Origin of the sequence: Aeromonas sp. FDAARGOS 1409 (assembly GCF_019048705.1) — a bacterium.
In the GTDB taxonomy this organism is placed as follows: Bacteria; Pseudomonadota; Gammaproteobacteria; order Enterobacterales; family Aeromonadaceae; genus Aeromonas; species Aeromonas sanarellii.
In genome coordinates this window covers 1,186,301-1,202,983 of record NZ_CP077395.1, presented here as the reverse complement: position 1 = coordinate 1,202,983, position 16,683 = coordinate 1,186,301, and the positions used below count along the sequence as shown (strand labels likewise).

Sequence of the window (16,683 nt, the reverse complement as noted above, 5' to 3'; positions counted from 1 at the left end):
CAGCAACACATACATTCAGTCCAAGAGTTGCTGGCTGTTATTTAGCCTTTTCATAGACTATGACCCTTTCCTGTGGCTCTGTCAGCACGTTTGCATTCCTAATGCTGATTAAAGTGATGGAGATCCGAAATCTGGGACACCCACCTTTCTGAAATGGACCCTGTCTGGTGGGTGATCCGTGCCGTCGCCAACAAAAAGGTGGGTGGCCCAAGATGCGGCTTTGACGGGGCTGCTAGTGACGGCATACTGCCCCGTCACCAGATGGGAGTCATTAATGTCTAAATGGATGCCAAGGCTTCGCCTCCTGGGGCGCTGGTTTTTGCGAAAAACGGCGCTGGCGCTGCTGACCAGCCTGCTATTTGCCCTCTCGTTCACTCTGTTCCAGTACGCTTCCTGGTGGCCAACACTGACAGACAATGCATTCCTTGTGTGGGGCGGCTCCTATCAAGGAAATACCTTTGCCGAGCTGGCTCTGCCCATGCTGAAGCTGGGTACCCTTCTGGGCACACTCTTCTGGCCGCTGTTTCTGCTGACGCCCCGCCCACTGTTGCTCCCGCTCTTTGCCGGGCTCTGGTTGTGGCAGACCTATGACATCGCCTTTATGACGGCAACCGCATCGACCTGGCTGCCCCACGAAATCATCCTGACCTTTATCCTGCCCCACACCCACTGGTTGCTGCTCACCCTGCTGGCGCCGCTGCTGCTGACCCGCCATCTCGGCAAGCGGCTATTTGCGGCAGCACCAGCCACCCAGTCAGAAATGAGCCACCTTGCAGGCAAGCCGTGACCAACGGGAGCGCTCGATGACGCTTCGCTCATCGAACCTGCACGGGCTGGCAGGGGGAATGGTCACCCTCCGTCTGATATCAAACATGGCCGTCAGTGATTTGAATGCGCTTTTACGCCAGGGTGTTGCATGCTTGCCAGCGTACTCTGGACGGTCTGGAACAAGGGCCGTAGGTTCGATTAGCGAAGCGTAATCGGACGATCGCGTAAGACGTTCGCGTAATCGAACGCTTACAACGGAACAACCCTTTTAGGGGTTTACTCCAATCCCCCCAACACCCCATCCACCGATCCGCACCAATCCAACGTATAGACGCCACTCGCCACATAACGATGGAAGGTGGAATACGGCCAGTCGGCCACCCGGGTGACATGACCATGCTTGAGCGGGTTGATATGGACGTAATCCATATGGCGGCGGTAATCCTGCTCATCCCGGATCAGGTGTTCCCAGTAGTGGCGCTGCCAGATGCCCCGCTCCCCGTGGCGTAGCCGGGTCTGGCTGCGCCGCTCGTTGACCGGCAAGGCGCGGGAAAAGTGACTTTTGATCAGCCGCCAACGCAGGGGGAAATCGGTGTCTCCCTCCGGCAAAGAGAGAATGCAGTGGAGATGGTCGGGCAACACCACCCAGGCGTGGATGGTGAAGGGGTGAGCCTGTTGCACCTGGGCAACGCTGTGGCGCAGCAGGTCGATCTGCTCCACCAGCAACCGGTTGTTGCGCCGCTCCAGCAGGTTGACGGTAAAGAACCAGGTTCCTCCGGGCCACCATGCCCGCCGCCAGTTGGCCATCCTCTTTCCCTTGTTGAGACCGAAAAGCCAAGCATAGCCTTGCCGCTGTATACCCAATCACTCGAACGTTCGATTCCGCGAACGTCCGATGACGCGATCGTCCGATTACGCTTCGCTAATCGAACCTACATGCAGGCGGGTTCCAACTGGTGAATGCCTCAAGCTCCCGCCTGTCTGACTTACCTCGGCTGAAACGCCTTGACGATAAATTCGATAAAGAGCCGCACGTTGCGGGACTGCTCCTTGTGGAAGGGGTAGACGGCGAACAGGGCGTGGGGGTCGGGTAGCCAGTCGGGGAGCAATCTGACCAGGGTGCCGTCCGCCAGTTCGTCCGACACGAATTCATCCGGCACCAGGATCACCCCGAGCCCCTGCACCGCCGCCTGTTTCAGGGCGATGCCGTTGTTGGCGCAGAAGCTGGCGAGGGGCAGCTCCACCGCCACACTCTCCGCGTCCCGGGTGAAGAACCACTTGTTGGGGGAGGAGGAGAGGCTGTAGCGCAGGCAGTTGTGGGCCTTGAGATCCGCCGGGTGGGCGGGCTGGCCCACCTCCTTCAGGTAGTCGGGGGCCGCGCAGAGCACCCGCTGCACCTCGCACAGGGGTTTGGCGCGCAGGGTGGAGTCCTCCAGGGTGCCAGCCCCCCGGATCACCACGTCCAGCCCCTGGTCTACCAGATCCATGTAGGTGTCGCTCAGGATCACCTCGATGCCGATTTCCGGGTAGCGGCGCTGGAACGCGCAGACAAGGGGGTTGAGGCGGATCAGCCCGAAGGACATGGGCATGCCGATCCTCAGCCTGCCCCTGGGGGTGAAGGAGGCGGCCATGATGGACTGGTCAGCGGCCTCCAGGCTGTCCAGCACGGCGCATATCTGGCCGTAATAGGCCATGCCGGCTTCAGTGACGCTCAGCCGCCTTGTGGTGCGGTTGATCAGCGCAATGCCGAGATAGGCTTCCAGCTCGTTGATGTTCTTGCTGACCGCCGCCTGCGAGAGGCGCAGGTCGTCCGCCGCCGCCTTGAAGGTGCCCATTTCCACCACCCGGCGAAAGACGTTCAGCGCCGTGATCTTGTTCATTCTGCCCCCGATAATTCACCACTGGTAAACGATGGTGCCATCATGGCGCGGTGAATTCACCGTCTCCGGCTCGTCGGGCGCCAGGTAACAGAGAGGCGCAACAAGGGCGGCAGGGCCAGGGCCCCGCCGCCAGATGGCACGCACCGGCTTACTGCGCCTTGCCGGGGGCGGGGGGCAGGGTGATGCCGACATCGGCCCAGGGGTTGGTGCCGAGCAGTTGGGCGTGGGGCACCTCGGCCTGGTAGCGCATGGTGAATGCCTCGGGGCCATGGGCGAAGGCCACCAGCAGCCCCTGTTTTGCATCCATCAACCCGGCGTGCATGCCCAGCCCGTGATAGCTGACTCGCACGGCCTTGTCCTCAAGTCCCACCTTGTCTATCTGGAAGCGGGCGATGCTGCCGTCTTTGAGGGTAAAGCCCCAGCGGAAGGGGCCGCCGCTGACCACAGTCATCACCTCGTCGATGTCGGTGCCGTCCTCTGCGGAGTTGACGTGCATGCGGCCATATTTGCCGAGCACGGCGCTGCGGGTGCGCTCGTCCAGCGCCATCAGGTCATAGACCTTGGGGTAGGGGCCGACGCCGGTCTCCTCGGTGGCGACGCCACCCCCCTGCACCGCGGGCTCGCGCCCTGCGAGCCTGGCCTGCTCCAGCAGCTCCCCCTGACTCAGGTTGAAGGCCGAAATCAGGGCGCCGTGCTCCGCTTTGGTCAGGGCGCGGCGGTGGGAGGCGGCGAGCAGGGGCCTGGCGGCGTCGGGGATGTCGACGGTGACCACGTTGACGCCTATGGGGTTGAGCGCTTTGTTGACCGCCTCGACCCCGCTGACGGCGGGACGGCCATCGCTGAACTGCACCGAGACCAGATCACCGGCGAAGGTGTTGAAAGAGAGGGCCGAGGCGAGGGGGCCGGCCAGCAACGCGAGATGGGTGAGTTTCATACAAGACTCCTCGTTAAGGTTCGAGAAGCAGTCTAGGGCGGTGAGGTGTTCACTGAAATGGCGCTCGGCTGATATGAAAATTCACTGACAGTAATCAATAGCAGGGGACATGGTGCGGGCACACCCGCTATCTGAACGAGGCGCTCTCTGCCGACGTGACGGGGGCAGGGCGGGTGAGCCGCTCCTGGCCGTCCAGGCTGCGTCACGGGCTGGGCGAATAAAGTACAAAGGATGATGATCCAGTCATTAGGGAGATGCATATGCCTGTGGGGACCAATCAATGGAGAATGACCAGATGAAATGGATTCAACGTTGTGCCGCACTCGCAATGATACTGGGTCTGGCTGCGTGCGGAGGCAGTGACAATGACAGCAGTCCGCCCAATGCCGCCATCAGGATCAGCCACCTCGCCCCCGATGCCCCCAAGGTGAATGTCAGTGTCGATGGGGCTGCATTCCTGACGGCCGTTGACTATTGCTCGAGCAGCGGGCTCAAGCCGATTGCGGCAGGCAGTCACGAGCTCGCGGTAGACGGCATACTGCCGGGCGGTACGACGACCGTCATAGGCCCGGTGTCGCTCGAGTTGAAACCGGACACCCAGTACGACGTGCTGGCGGTCGGCAAGCTGGCGGGGAGCGGGGATACTGCCTTTGGCCCTCTGGTGATTGAGCGGCCGAACCAGGCGCCCTCGGGCGGGGATATTCGCGTGCAGGTGCTGCATGCCGCGCCGACTGCCCCCGCCGTCGACGTCCATGTCACAGCTCCCGGGGCCGCGCTGACCAGCCCGACGCTGGCCAATATCCCCTTCAAGACCCATAGCGACCCCCTGACCCTGCCCGCGGGTGCATACCAGATCCGGCTGACCCTGCCGGGGAGCGCGGCCGCGGTGTATGACTCGGGCCCGCTGACCCTCGACGGCGGTAGCGACCTGCTGATCGCGGCGATCGACAACCTGGGGGCAGGGCCAAGCCCGGTCAAGCTGCTCGCCATCGACAGTGCTGGTGCCACCCCCATCCTGTCTGCCGATGAGCAGGCTCAGCTGAGGGTGGTTCATGCGGTTGCCGATGCCCCTGCAGTCGACATCCGGGTGAATGGCGTGGCCCCGACCGCGGCTCCGCTGCAAGGATTGGCCTTCAAGGGGGATACCGGGTATCTGGAGCTGGCCGCCGCCGACTATGACCTTGTGGTGACGCCGACCGGCGCGACTGCGCCCGAGGTGATCAACGCCAGCGACGTGCCGCTCAAGGCGGGCGCCCGCTACTCCCTGTTTGCCGTGGGCCAGTTGATGGGGCCATCCGGCGAGACCATAGAGCCGCTGTTGCTGACCGATACCGGTCGTTCGGTGGCGACAGAGGCGCAGCTTAGGGTACTTCATGCGGCCCCCACGGCCCCGGCGGTGGACGTCTACCTGACCGCGGGGACGGACATCGGCGGCGCGACTCCGGTGCTCAAGGCCGTGCCCTTCAAGGCAGACAGCGGTTATCTTGCCGTCGCCGCCGGAGACTACTTTGTCACCGTCACGGCATCGGGCAACAAGGCGCCGGTCATTGGCCCCCTGCCGGTCACCCTGGCCGATGGCCAGGTGCTGACCGCGGCGGCCCTGTCTGACAGTGTCGGCGGCGTGGATCCTGCGCTGCTGATCCTGGAGGACGTCGGCAGCAACTGATGCTCCGCCGCTGGCCAAAAGACCCATAGTGAAACCCAAACTGATGGCATCAGTTTGGGTTTTTTGATGGCGGGAAATCTTGAACGAATCGGGCAGGAAAACTGGGACATCCCTCTTGTTGTGCGTGTCGCCGCGGTTGGCGGTCGAGCACAAAAAGCTGGGTGTCCCAAGATGCATCCCAAGATGAAGGGTGTCGGCGAGGCGTTCGCCGACAGCTCAGTCAACGGCAAGCTGCCCAGTCGCCGGCGAGATCAGGCCCCCTGCCAGCGCTTGAACAGCACGCTGGCATTCACGCCGCCAAAGCCGAAGCCGTTGGAGATGGCGTGCTCTATCCGCATGTCACGGGCCGCGCCCCGCACTATGTCCACGCCGTCGGCGAGGGGGTCGGGTTGCTGCAGGTTGCGGGTGGCAGGCACCCGCTGATCGCGAATGGCCAGGGCGGTGAAGATGGCCTCTATGCCTCCGGCGGCCCCCAGCAGATGGCCGGTGGCGGACTTGGTGGAGGTCACCGCAATCTGGTGGTTGTCGCCAAACACGCCCTTGATGGCGGCGAGCTCCCCCCTGTCACCCACCGGGGTCGAGGTGGCATGGGCATTGAGGTGCTGGACATCCGCCCCCTGAATGCCGGCCTGCGCCAGGGCCGCCATCATGGCGCGGCGTGCGCCGTCGCCATCCTCCGGGCCGGCGGTGAGGTGATAGGCGTCGGCGCTGGTGCCGTATCCCACCAGCTCCACTATGGGGGTGGCGCCCCTGGCCAGGGCGTGCTCCAGGGACTCAATCACCAGGATCCCTGCCCCTTCGCCCATAACAAAGCCGTCGCGGTCGACATCGAACGGGCGGGAGGCCGCCTCGGGGTCATCGGCATAGGCGGATGACAGGGCGCGAGCGGCGGCAAACCCGCCGAGACTGACGCGATCTATGGTGGCCTCGGCCCCGCCACAGATGGCGATGTCGGCCTCACCGCAGCGAATGAGCCGGGCGGCGTCACCAATGGCCTGCACCCCGGCGGCGCAGGCCGTGACCGGTGCCCCGAGCGGCCCCTTGAAGCCGAAGTTGATGGAGACATGGCCCGCCGCCATGTTGACCAGGAACGAGGGGATGGTGAAGGGGGACAAGCGGCGTGGGCCCCGCTCATCCGTGGTGCGCACGGCCTCGACGATGGCGGGGAAACCGCCGATGCCAGAGGCGATGATGGTGGCGGTGCGTTCCTGCTCAGCCGCCGTCGCGGGGGCCCAGTTGGCTTGCGACAGGGCCTCCTTGGCCGCGGCAATGGCAAACAGGATGAAGCGATCCATCTTCTTCTGCTCCTTGGTCGACACCACGGCATCGGGGTCAAACCCGGCCAGGGGATCCTCGGCCAGGGAGGGCACCATGGCGCCCACCTTGGCCGCCAGCCCTTCGGTGAAGGCCTCCGGCAGGCGGCGCAAGCCGGACTGGCCCGCCAGCAGCCGTTGCCACACGGTTTCCACCCCAGATCCAAGCGGGGTCACCGCGCCCATTCCTGTCACTACGATGCGAGTTGAGGTCATGATTCTGATTCCTGTTTCGAAGGGGGGTTGCCGCTCATCACGCCATTGGCATGGCACAGACGCTGCTTCATGCCGTCGCTGGCGGCCGGTCCCGGCACCAATCTGTGGCGCGAGGGTGAAATCTCCTGACCGGTGCGCCTGTCCACCAGCAGGGGCTCGACCAGCTCGCCCGTCTGGGCATCCCTCAGCTGGATGCTGGTCCCCTCGGGCGCCAGGTGGTTGTTGCCCCAGGTGAGCAGCGCGATCAGCACTGTGCTGAGATCCTGGCCGCGGGGGGTGAGCGCATATTGATAACGAGGGGGGCGCTCGGAGTAGAGCCGCTTCTCCATCAGGCCCCCCTCGACCAGGGCGCTCAGGCGCCGGGTCAGTATGTTGGGGGAGATGCCAAGGCTCTTTTGAAATTCATCGAAGCGCGACAGGCCATGCATGGCATCGCGGATAATCAGCAGACTCCACCATTCGCCGACGTGATCCAGGCTGCGGGCGATGGGGCACTGCTGTTCACTCAGACTCTTCTTGCGCATATGGGTCATCAGGTTACTTGCATAATGGAAGTAACCTTACGGCCATTACTTCCATTATGCAAGTGACTCGTGTCATCCGGTGGCGGACGACATCTTGGGGATAGGAAAAGCTGGGAGTCAGAAACCCGGCCACCGACGGGGCGCGGCGGCCGGGTGAATTGTAAAGAGTAGGGTGACGTAAAACGGGATCAGCCTAGTCTAATCAACTCGATGGGGGCGTAGCGCTCTCGGGAGTTGGCCAGCAGCACGCACTTCTCGTGCTCCGCCTCATAGGGGGTCAGGTTGTCGGTGTGGGCCTCCTTCAGGACGTCGACGGCGCCGGTGGCGGCGATCATGACGCGCTGGCCCAGGGTCAGCACATTGCGGTTTCGATCGTAGATCTTCATGGCATTCTCCTTTTCGGGTGTGGGTCCCGGCCCGTGCCGGGACAGCGGGCTCCAGACTACGCCCATCAAAAAACGGGATGCCTGTCACAGATCAAAAAAATCGCAGAGGGGGCCGGGAGGGCCTGAACCGGGGCGCCCCGGGAGCGCGTCGCCTGCCACTCCCTGTCGCAGCCCGTGGCCGCTTTGTGTTGCCCCGGGCTCGAACCGGAAGGCGGATGCGCTATAGTGGAGGCCGCTCGCATTTCTGCCTTCAACCAACCGAGAGCCTGTTATGAACCGTGATATTGCCGCCCAGTTTATCAAGATGCTGACCAACCTGGACCATTGCCTCGCCAAGGCCGAGGCCCACGCCGAGGCGAAGAAATTCAACGTGGAGAACTTCCTCGGCGAGCGCCTCATCGTCGACATGCTGCCGTTTTCCAAGCAGGTGCTGATCTGCTGTGACAGCGCCCGCGCCGTGGTGGCCACCGCCAGCCTGAGCGAGCCGCCGGTGCTCGGGGACGATCCCAAGACCATGGCGGACCTGCGCGCCCACGTGGCCAAGACCATCGTCTATCTGGAGGGCAAGCTGGACGCCGACTTCAGCCGGTATGCGAGCGGCCACTACTACCCCTACTGGGCCGGTGGCAAGGGGATGGACGGTCACACCTGCGTCCACGAGTACGGCATTCCGAACTTCTACTTCCATCTGACCATGACCTATGCCCTGCTGCGCCAGGCCGGGGTGGATCTGGGCAAGCGGGACTATCTGGGCGGCCTGAACCTGCAATGAGTGCTGGGCATTGCACATGAAAAGAGCCTGCCATCCGGCAGGCTCTTTGCTTTTTGCGGGTCCGGCAACCCCGGGATGGCGCCGGGTCATTCGTTCGGGATCTCGGGCTCCACCAGGGCGGCGAGCTGCACCAGGGACTCCTGCCAGCCGAGGTAGCACATGGCCACCGGGATGAGCTCGGGGATCCCGGCCTGCTCTATCTCCAGGCTGGTGCCGCACACCACCTCGGTCAGGGTGATGGTGACCCTCATCTCCCCCGGCAGATTGGGGTCGTCGAAGCGATCCGTGTAGCGGATGCGTTTGCCCGGCTCCAGTGCCAGGTACTCGCCGCCGAAGGCGTGGCTGTGGCCGGTGGCGAAGTTCGAGAACGCCATGCGAAAGCTGCCGCCGACCCTGGCCTCCAGATGCGCCACCTTGCAGGTGAAGCCGTGGGGCGGCAGCCACTTGGCGAGGGCGTCCCCGTCGATAAAGGCGCGATAGACCCGCTCTGGCGGGGCCTTGAGGACGCGATGCAGTGTGACAGTGCCTGTGCTCATGATGGATTCCTTCTCTGTGGTTCCGGAGCAAGGATAGTCGCCGCCGCCTGGGTTGGTGGCGGCCTATGCCAAGGTGGGGGAGGAGGGCTCCCTCAGCCCCCCAGGGCTATGGTGACCAGCACGATGGCGACGCCGGCCGTGGCGAAGAGCACGCCGATAAGCCAAGGGCGCGGCGAACCGGCATGGCGGGCCAGGCCATACCCTATTCCCATCAGCATGACGAGGGCGATGGCGTGGGAGAGGCGCAGGGCCGGCACCGGATCCGCCAGGAAGATGAAGGGCAGCAGCACGGGAAAGGTGGAGAGGAACACCATGAGGAAGACCCCCAGGCTGTTGAGCAGATCGTTCCAGCGGAAGATGGCGCCCTGGCTCAGCTCGGGGCGTTGGCGCAGGCGTGTCTGCCAGTCGCCGAGCTCGTCGTCGCGGCAAATCGCCGCAAGCGGGCCGGGCAGGGCATTACGCAGCGCCGCGATCCCCCTGCGGTCCCCCGACGGCAGCAGGTTGAGCCGTTGCAGCAGTCGCAGGGCGCGGCCGCGCTCGGTCAGGGTGGTGATGAGGTAGACGATGGCATCGATCATGCCCCAGGCGAGGTTGCAGCCGATGCCGGCGATCAGCAGATCCCTCACCTCGGCCCGGCCCGCTTCGAATGCATTGAAGCCGCCGGTGAAGGTCAGCACCATCAGCAGGCCGAACAGGATCTCGGAATAGCGCGAGATGGGATCGAGGGGGGAAAAACGGGACTGGCTCATAGGGGGACCTCCATGTCCGTGAGATCATGAGCATGGGTCGGCCTCCTGGCCGGGTCAAGGCAGCCCGGCGCGTCCCTCGCGTCTGACTCCTTCGCTAACAGGATGATTTTCCGGGGGGATTGGCGAGGAGTTGATCAAGATAGAGGTTATTGTCGCCGTTCGCTCATATAATCGCCGCCATGCAAGCGACTCGGAAGGATTCGATGACACAGCTGATGGCGGCCCTGCTGGGGCTGTTTTACGCCGGCCTGATCTGGGCGGCGCCCGTCCCCTTCGTGGCCACCCCGGCCAGTTCCCCCACCACTCAGGCCAGGATGGAGCCGCTGCTCTCCTGGTTTACCGGGGAGTTCTCCAGTCAGGAGCAGGCCACCTTTGATGCCCGCTTCACCAGCGCCGAGCTGCGGCTGGTGGAGATCTGGCCGGGAGAGGGACCCTTTCGCTGGGTCTATGCGGAGCAGTTTCTGACAGAGCGGGCGCTGCGGCCGTTTCGCCAGCGCATCTACCGTTTCTCCCCGCTGCCCGATGGCCGCATCCTGATGGCGGAGCTGACCATGCCGAGGGCCACGGATTTCGCCGGCGCCTGGCGCCAGCCCGAGCTGCTCGATTCCCTCACCCCGCAGCAGCTCTCCCTGCGCGAGGGGTGCGAGATCTGGCTGACCCACCAGCCGGGGGGAGACTACAGGGGGCACACCCAGGTCGGTCACTGTGCCACCGACTTTGGCGGCGCCACCACCCTGGTGCAGTACCTCTGGATCGGGCCGGACAGCGTCAGGCTGCTGGACAGGGCCTATGACAACGGCGCCCGCCAGCGCTGGGGCAGCCCGGGGGAGGGTTATGTCTATCTGCGCAAGGGCACCCGGCGCGGGGAGTAGCGACTCAGGCGGGGAGATCCAGCTCGCGGCGATGCTCGCAGAGATAGTCGATGAGCAGCCGCAGGCGCAGCGGCATGGGCTCCCGGGCCGGATAGAGCAGGTTGACCGGGCGCGGGGCGGGCAGGGCGTGGGAGAGGATCTCCACCAGGGCGCCGCTGGCCAGCTCCTCCCTCAGCAGGGCGCGCGGTTGCAGCACTATGCCCGCATGGTGCAGGGCGGCCATCTTGAGGGCGCCGCCATGGTTGCTGACGAAGGGGCTGTCCCACAGGTGCAGCTGGTCGAGGGGAAACTCGCCGGCGAGGTTCGACTGGCTCAGCCAGGGGGTGAAGCCCAGGCAGTGGTGCCGGGCCAGATCCGCCAGCTCCCGCGGGGTGCCGTGCCGCTGCAGGTAGCGGGGTGAGGCGCAGAACACCGGGACCGACGTCGCCATGGGCCTGGCGATGAAGGCGGCATCCTTGGGGGCGCCGACCCGGAAGACGAGGTCGAAGCCGTCCCCCGTCACGTCGACCAGCAGGTCCGAGAGGTCCAGCTCGATGCGGATCTGCGGGTAGTGCGCCATGAAGCGGCACAGCAAGGGGGTCAGCCGGTAGGTGCCGAAGGTATAGGGCGCGCTGATGCGGATCTTGCCCGTCGCCTGACCTGTGTGGGCCTGGGTGTTCTGCTCCAGCTCCCGGTAGTGCTGCAACAGGCTCTGACAGCCGGCGAGGTACTCCCGACCCGCCTCGGTCAGGCTCTGGCTGCGGGTATTGCGGTTCAGCAGGCGGGAGCCGACCCTGGCCTCCAGCCACTTGATGTACTTGCCTATCATGGCCGGCGTCATCTCGAAGCGTTCCGCCACGGCGCTGAAGCTGCCTGCCCGGGCGACGTCGACGAAGATCTCGATGGCGGTGAGGCGATCCATTCCAAACTCCTGGTTTATAAAGCCCGTCGCCACTATGTCTGGCAGGAGAAACGGCTGTCAATATACTGGATGGCAGCCGTTCGACACTGGAGTCTCCCGATGAGCCCCGATTATTATGCCCTCTACCTGCTGCTTGCCATCGGGACCGTGCTCACCCCCGGCCCCGCGGTGATCTACACCATAGGCAACACCCTGACCCGGGGCAGCCGCCATGCCATCGCCGGGTTCTGCGGCGTGGCGACGGGCATATTGCTGGTGGCGGCCATGGCCTCACTGGTGGTGATCTGGTTTACCCGCTGGCTGGCCATGGGCCAGCAGATCCTCACCCTGGGGGGTGCCTGTTACCTCTTCTATCTCGGGGTGAGCGCCTGGCGCCAGCGGGCGACGAGCCCGGTGATGGGGGCCGTCTCGGAGCGGGATTGCCGGCGCAGCTTCCTCAAGGGGGCGCTCATCAGCCTGCTTAACCCCAAGGCCATCATCTTCTTCACCAGCCTGTTTCCCCAGTTCATCGACTTTCGCCAGGGGGCGTCGGGGCAGTGCCTGTTGCTGGCGCTCACCTTCAGCGCCGTGGTGCTGGTGGTGCACGGCGGCTACTGCCTGGTGTTTCGCTGGGTGGGGGCGCAGGGCTTTGGTCAGCGCTTCGCCAGGGGGATCAACCGGGTGTCGGCACTGATGTTTATCGGCTTTTCCCTGCTGCTGTTGCTGCAGCTGTGGGGATGAACGGCCTGCCCGAGCCGGTCAGGCCCCGGGCCAGTGCGTCTGCAGGTCGAGGAGGATGGAGAGGCTGACCGCGCCGAACAAGAGGCCGGTGATCAGGTTGAGGGGGCGCTGGATGCGGCCGAGCAGGCGCTGGGCCCGGGCGGTGGAGAGGCTCCAGGCCAGGGCGCCGAACCAGAGGAGGGAGAGCAGGAACAGCTCCAGGATCAGCAGGCCCCGGGTCAGGCCGTCTACCTGAGGCGTCACCATGGCGGCCAGCAGTCCCATGAAGAACAGCAATGCCTTGGGGTTGAGCAGATTGGTGGCCAGCCCCCGTCTCACCCCCTTGCGCCAACCCTGCCGCTCGTTGCCTGCCTGCAGCGCCAGATCTCCCGCTCCCTGCCAGGCCGCCTTCAGCGCCCCCCAGCCGAGCCACCCCAGATAGAGGGCCCCCACCAGTTTCACCGCGAGGAACAGCCAGGGCTGGCTTGCGATCAACAGGCTGATGCCGGTCAGGCTCAGGGTGGCGTGGAGCAGGATGGCGAGCGCGATGCCGAGCGCCGCCCCGAGGGCGGTGGGGCGATGCAGGCTGGTGCGCAGGATGAGCGCGAAATCCGGGCCCGGGCTCGCCAGGGCGACGAGATGGACGAGCCCCAGGGTCAGAAACAGGCTGGTAAACATAAAGACCTCGGATAGCGGTATGGAGGTGACAGCATGGGGCAGGACGGGGGTCGCCGGATTGTAAAAGATTGCAGGCGTGACTCCTCAGGTCGGCTGCATCTGCTGGCGATACTCCGCCGGGGTGAGCCCGAAGGCCTGGCGAAAACCGTGGTGGAAGTGGCTCTGATCGAAGAAGCCGACCGTCAGCGCCACCTCGCTCACCGGCAGGCCGCCACCGAGCAGGCGCTTGCCCTGTTCCAGACGCAGTCGCTTGAGCCAGGCGTAGGGGGTCATGCCGGTCTTCTTCTTGAACTGGCGCAGGAAGGCGAAGCGATCCAGCCCGAACAGGGCGGCGAGATCCTCCAGGCTGTGGCGCTCGTCCAGCCGGGCCAGCAGATGGTCGCGCAGGTATCTGAGCTGGGGATCCGCCAGGGCGTGGCACTCGGGGGCGAGCCGAAACAGCTCGCCGAGCAGGGCGAGCAGCTGGCTCTCCGCCAGCAGGCCGTCCGGCTTTGGTTGATCCAGATACATGTGCAGCCGGGCAAAGCCCTGATAGAGGTCGGGGCGACTCTGCAACCCCTTGTCGAAGAAGGGCTCCGGGTGCTCCGGCAGCCAGCGGGCCAGCTGCTCCGGCGCGATGGCGAAGACCCGCACCTCGTACCCTTCCGGCAGCAGGCTGAGGCCGTCGTGCATCTCGTCCGGGTTGACGGTGGAGAGCTCGCCGCGCACCAGGTGGTGGCTGTTGCCCTTGTGGATGAACTTCTGGCCGCCCCGCTGCACCAGACCGATGTGGTAGTCCAGGTGCACGTGGCGGCCGTAGCTGAACTCCCTGTGGTGGGAGTGGGAGAGTTCGACCCCCGGCAGCAGCCGGGATTGCCAGTAGTGGATGCGGGATTGGGGTGCGCTCATGGCCTATTGATACCCCAAAACCCGATCCCTGGCTTGTAGATTATTGCGCCGGCTTCTGCCTGCCGTTGCGCAGCCCGTCCAGGCTGAACAGCACCAGGGCGCTCCAGATGCAGCCGAAGGTGATCATCTTGTCCAGCGCCAGCTCCTCCCCGTACAGAGTCACCGCCAGGATGAACATCAGGCTGGGGCCTATGTACTGGAAGAAGCCCAGGGTGGAGAGCTTGAGCCGGGTGGCCGCCGCGGTGAAGCAGAGCAGGGGCGCCGTGGTGACGGCACCGGCGGCGACGAGCAGCAGGTTCAGGTGCCAGTCGTTTTGCGTGAGGTGGCTGGTGGGGCTGTCGGCGATGCCCCACAGATAGAAGGCGGCCGGCGGCAGCATGATCAGGGTCTCGATGAGCAGGCCGGTCAGCGCGTCCAGGGCCAGCTTCTTGCGAATGAGGCCATAGATGGCGAAGCTCGAGGCCAGCACCAGGGCTATCCAGGGCAGGGAGCCGAAGGCGATGAGCTGGATGGCGACCCCGATGACGGCGAGCCCGACCGCCCACCACTGCAACCGACGCAGCTGCTCGCTCAGGAACAGCATGCCGAGCAGCACGTTGAACAGGGGGTTGATGTAGTAGCCCAGGCTCGCATCCAGCATGTGGCCGTTGTTGATGGCCCAGATGAACAGCAGCCAGTTGCCGCCGACGGTGACCGAGGTGAAGGCCAGGGTGAGCAGCACCCTCGGCTGGCGCAGCACCGCCTGCACCTTGTGCCACTGGCGGCCGAGCAGGACCAGCACCATCAGCAGGGCGCAGGACCAGATCATGCGGTGGGTCAGGATCTCGGCGGCCGGCACGGCGGAGAGCGTCTTGAAGTAGATGGGAGCCAGGCCCCAAAGGGTATAGGCGCCGAGGGCATAGAGGACGCCCTGGCGCTGGATCTGTTGTTGCATGCGGATAACCTTCACTGGAGAGCGGATGTAAGGAAACATCGCAAAAGTGCAGTGTAGCCATCCTTTTGGGGGGAAAGAAGTCAATAAATGGGTCTGAGGGGATTTTGACAGCAGAAACAGGGTCAGCGACCGCCCCCGCGGCGGATCTTGTCCACGTCCATCAACAGCCACAGCATCAGGGCGATGGCGGAGATCCAGGGCCCCCAGGTCACATAGGCTTCCCCCTGACCCAGCACGAAGAACAGGAGCGGCAGTCCCACCACCAGAAACAGTACACTTCCCAGAAAAAACAGCATTTTTATCTTTAAATTGAACGGCTTGCTATTTGATGATTATATCGATTAGGGCCCGCGATGAAAGGGTAAAAATGAAAAAGGGGGATTTCTCCCCCTTTGTCGCCGGATCTCGTCATATTCGATGCTAATCGAGCTGGATCCAGGTGCTTTTCAGCTCGGTATACTTCTCCAGGGCGTGCAGGGACTTGTCGCGGCCGTTGCCGGACTGCTTGAAGCCGCCGAACGGCATGGTCATGTCGCCCCCGTCCCAGTTGTTGACGAAGACGGTGCCGGCGCGCAGGGCGCGGGAGCCCTTGACCGCCTTGTTGAGATCCGCCGTCCAGATCGCGGCGGCCAGACCGTAGTCGGTGTCGTTGCCAAGGGCGATGGCCTCGTCCAGGGTGTCGAAGCCGGTCACCGCCAGCACGGGGCCGAAGATCTCCTCGCGGAAGATCCGCATCTGGGGCGTCACCTCGTCAAAGATGGTGGGCTCGATGTAGTAGCCGCCGCTCTCGATCTGGGTGCGCTTGCCCCCCAGCAGCAGCCTGGCCCCCTCCTGCTGGCCTATGGTGATGTAGTTCAGCACCTGCTCCATCTGGATGCTGTCCACCATGGCGCCGATGCGGGTGGCGGGATCGAGGGGGTTGGACGAGATCCATTCGCGGGCGTGGGCCAGCAGCCGCTCCATGAACTGGGGCTTGATGCTGTTCTGCACCAGCAGGCGGGAGGCGGCGGTGCACACTTCCCCCTGGTTGTAGAAGATGGCGCCGACGGCGCTTCTGGCGGCGGAATCCAGATCCGGCGCGTCCGCCAGTATGATGTTGGGGCTCTTGCCGCCGCACTCCATAAAGGCGCGTTTCAGATTGGATTTCCCGGAGCACTGTACCAGGTGCTTGCCGATGCGGGTGGAGCCGGTGAAGGTGATGCAGTCCACGTCCATGTGCATGGCGAGCGCCTCGCCCACCGTATGGCCGAAGCCCGGCAGCACGTTGAAGACGCCGTCCGGGATACCCGCCTCCTTCGCCAGACCCGCGATGCGCAGGGCGGTGAGAGGGGACTTCTCGGAGGGCTTGAGGATCACCGAGTTGCCGGTGGCGAGCGCCGGACCCAGCTTCCAGCAGGCCATCACCAGGGGGAAGTTCCAGGGGACGATGGCGGCCACGACGCCGAGGGGCTCGCGGGTCACCAGGGCCAGGGCGGACTCCTCCACCGGGGCGACCTGATCGTAGATCTTGTCGATGGCCTCGGCGTTCCAGGCGATGCAGTTGGCCGCGGCGGGGGCGTCATAGCCCATGGCGTCGCCGATGGGCTTGCCCATGTCCAGGGACTCCAGCAGTGCCAGCTCCACCTGGCTGAGCCGCATCAGCTCGGCGAAGCGCTGCATGATGAGCTTGCGCTGCTTGGGGGAGAGGCCGCACCAGCGCTTGTCGTCGAAGGCGGCGCGGGCGGCTTGCACCGCCAGCTCGGCGTCGGCGGCGTCGCAGGAGGCGACCCGGGTCAGCAGCTTGCCGTTGGCCGGGTTGATGCAGTCGAAGGTGGCGCCGTTGACGGCGTCCCGGTAGCTGCCGTCGATAAAGGCTTGCGAGGGCAGGGTCAGATGGGCGGCCTTGTGTTGCCACTGGGCCAGGGTCAGGTCACTCATGTTCACTCCTTGAACCGGCAAAAAGTCAGTCTCCGCGTATCAATATGCTA

Annotated in this window: 19 protein-coding genes; 5 read left to right on the top strand and 14 right to left on the bottom strand. The window is 64.6% G+C overall.

The window, feature by feature from the left end; translation table 11 throughout:
* Window positions 1-274: 274 nt before the first annotated feature.
* Window positions 275-787, top strand: coding sequence for a hypothetical protein (locus tag I6L39_RS05780; protein ID WP_216991284.1), 513 nt, complete (start codon window positions 275-277; stop codon window positions 785-787).
* A gap of 257 nt (window positions 788-1,044) precedes the next feature.
* Here the strand turns inward: I6L39_RS05780 and I6L39_RS05775 are convergent, their stop codons facing one another.
* The 3 genes from I6L39_RS05775 to I6L39_RS05765 form a co-directional block, all read right to left on the bottom strand.
* Complete coding sequence (locus I6L39_RS05775; RefSeq protein WP_216991283.1) at window positions 1,045-1,575, bottom strand: transposase; 531 nt, start codon at window positions 1,573-1,575, stop codon at window positions 1,045-1,047.
* Window positions 1,576-1,754: 179 nt separating this feature from the next.
* Entirely contained in the window at window positions 1,755-2,648 is an 894-nt protein-coding gene (locus I6L39_RS05770; RefSeq protein ID WP_216991282.1) for a LysR family transcriptional regulator, read from the bottom strand.
* A 148-nt stretch (window positions 2,649-2,796) separates the two neighbouring features.
* A complete protein-coding gene (locus I6L39_RS05765; RefSeq protein WP_216991281.1) occupies window positions 2,797-3,582 on the bottom strand; it encodes a hypothetical protein in 786 nt (261 codons plus the stop codon).
* A 295-nt stretch (window positions 3,583-3,877) separates the two neighbouring features.
* Here I6L39_RS05765 and I6L39_RS05760 point away from each other — a divergent pair, with 295 nt between their 5' ends.
* Window positions 3,878-5,248 (top strand): DUF4397 domain-containing protein, encoded by a 1,371-nt coding sequence (locus I6L39_RS05760; protein WP_216991280.1) that lies wholly within the window; start codon window positions 3,878-3,880, stop codon window positions 5,246-5,248.
* 251 nt (window positions 5,249-5,499) lie between these two features.
* Here I6L39_RS05760 and fabF read toward each other — a convergent pair whose 3' ends face one another.
* The 3 genes from fabF to ydfZ form a co-directional block, all read right to left on the bottom strand.
* Complete coding sequence (fabF, locus tag I6L39_RS05755) at window positions 5,500-6,777, bottom strand: beta-ketoacyl-ACP synthase II (RefSeq protein ID WP_042075850.1); 1,278 nt, start codon at window positions 6,775-6,777, stop codon at window positions 5,500-5,502.
* Window positions 6,774-7,301 carry a helix-turn-helix domain-containing protein gene (locus I6L39_RS05750; protein WP_209794846.1) on the bottom strand — a complete coding sequence of 176 codons (528 nt, stop codon included), beginning with the start codon at window positions 7,299-7,301 and terminating at the stop codon, window positions 6,774-6,776. Before I6L39_RS05750 ends, fabF begins: the two co-directional genes overlap by 4 nt.
* 188 nt (window positions 7,302-7,489) lie before the next feature.
* Entirely contained in the window at window positions 7,490-7,687 is a 198-nt protein-coding gene (ydfZ, locus tag I6L39_RS05745; RefSeq protein ID WP_209794847.1) for a putative selenium delivery protein YdfZ, read from the bottom strand.
* Window positions 7,688-7,958: 271 nt separating this feature from the next.
* Here ydfZ and I6L39_RS05740 point away from each other — a divergent pair, with 271 nt between their 5' ends.
* On the top strand, window positions 7,959-8,459 hold the full coding sequence (locus I6L39_RS05740; RefSeq protein ID WP_216991279.1) for a DUF1993 domain-containing protein: 501 nt from the start codon (window positions 7,959-7,961) through the stop codon (window positions 8,457-8,459).
* A gap of 86 nt (window positions 8,460-8,545) precedes the next feature.
* On the opposite strand, the gene I6L39_RS05735 is transcribed toward I6L39_RS05740, so the two are convergent.
* Complete coding sequence (locus I6L39_RS05735; RefSeq protein WP_216991278.1) at window positions 8,546-8,995, bottom strand: SRPBCC family protein; 450 nt, start codon at window positions 8,993-8,995, stop codon at window positions 8,546-8,548.
* 92 nt (window positions 8,996-9,087) lie between these two features.
* Entirely contained in the window at window positions 9,088-9,744 is a 657-nt protein-coding gene (locus I6L39_RS05730; protein ID WP_216991277.1) for a hypothetical protein, read from the bottom strand.
* 203 nt (window positions 9,745-9,947) lie between these two features.
* Here I6L39_RS05730 and I6L39_RS05725 point away from each other — a divergent pair, with 203 nt between their 5' ends.
* Window positions 9,948-10,616 (top strand): chromophore lyase CpcT/CpeT, encoded by a 669-nt coding sequence (locus I6L39_RS05725; RefSeq protein WP_216991276.1) that lies wholly within the window; start codon window positions 9,948-9,950, stop codon window positions 10,614-10,616.
* A gap of 4 nt (window positions 10,617-10,620) precedes the next feature.
* Here the strand turns inward: I6L39_RS05725 and I6L39_RS05720 are convergent, their stop codons facing one another.
* Complete coding sequence (locus tag I6L39_RS05720) at window positions 10,621-11,517, bottom strand: LysR family transcriptional regulator (protein WP_209794851.1); 897 nt, start codon at window positions 11,515-11,517, stop codon at window positions 10,621-10,623.
* A gap of 99 nt (window positions 11,518-11,616) precedes the next feature.
* Here I6L39_RS05720 and I6L39_RS05715 point away from each other — a divergent pair, with 99 nt between their 5' ends.
* On the top strand, window positions 11,617-12,237 hold the full coding sequence (locus tag I6L39_RS05715; RefSeq protein ID WP_216991275.1) for a LysE family translocator: 621 nt from the start codon (window positions 11,617-11,619) through the stop codon (window positions 12,235-12,237).
* An 18-nt stretch (window positions 12,238-12,255) separates the two neighbouring features.
* Here I6L39_RS05715 and I6L39_RS05710 read toward each other — a convergent pair whose 3' ends face one another.
* From I6L39_RS05710 to I6L39_RS05690, 5 genes are all read right to left on the bottom strand, one after another.
* Window positions 12,256-12,894, bottom strand: a complete 639-nt coding sequence (locus I6L39_RS05710; RefSeq protein ID WP_216991274.1) for a LysE family translocator — start codon at window positions 12,892-12,894, stop codon at window positions 12,256-12,258.
* An 84-nt stretch (window positions 12,895-12,978) separates the two neighbouring features.
* Window positions 12,979-13,782, bottom strand: a complete 804-nt coding sequence (locus I6L39_RS05705) for an AraC family transcriptional regulator (RefSeq protein WP_216991273.1) — start codon at window positions 13,780-13,782, stop codon at window positions 12,979-12,981.
* A gap of 40 nt (window positions 13,783-13,822) precedes the next feature.
* Window positions 13,823-14,716 carry an EamA family transporter RarD gene (gene rarD, locus I6L39_RS05700; protein ID WP_216991272.1) on the bottom strand — a complete coding sequence of 298 codons (894 nt, stop codon included), beginning with the start codon at window positions 14,714-14,716 and terminating at the stop codon, window positions 13,823-13,825.
* Window positions 14,717-14,838: 122 nt separating this feature from the next.
* Window positions 14,839-15,012, bottom strand: coding sequence for a hypothetical protein (locus tag I6L39_RS05695; protein ID WP_167335716.1), 174 nt, complete (start codon window positions 15,010-15,012; stop codon window positions 14,839-14,841).
* A gap of 124 nt (window positions 15,013-15,136) precedes the next feature.
* The gene (locus I6L39_RS05690; protein ID WP_216991271.1) at window positions 15,137-16,633 is read right to left on the bottom strand and encodes an aldehyde dehydrogenase; all 1,497 of its coding nucleotides are present in this window, start codon (window positions 16,631-16,633) and stop codon (window positions 15,137-15,139) included.
* Window positions 16,634-16,683: the final 50 nt, after the last annotated feature.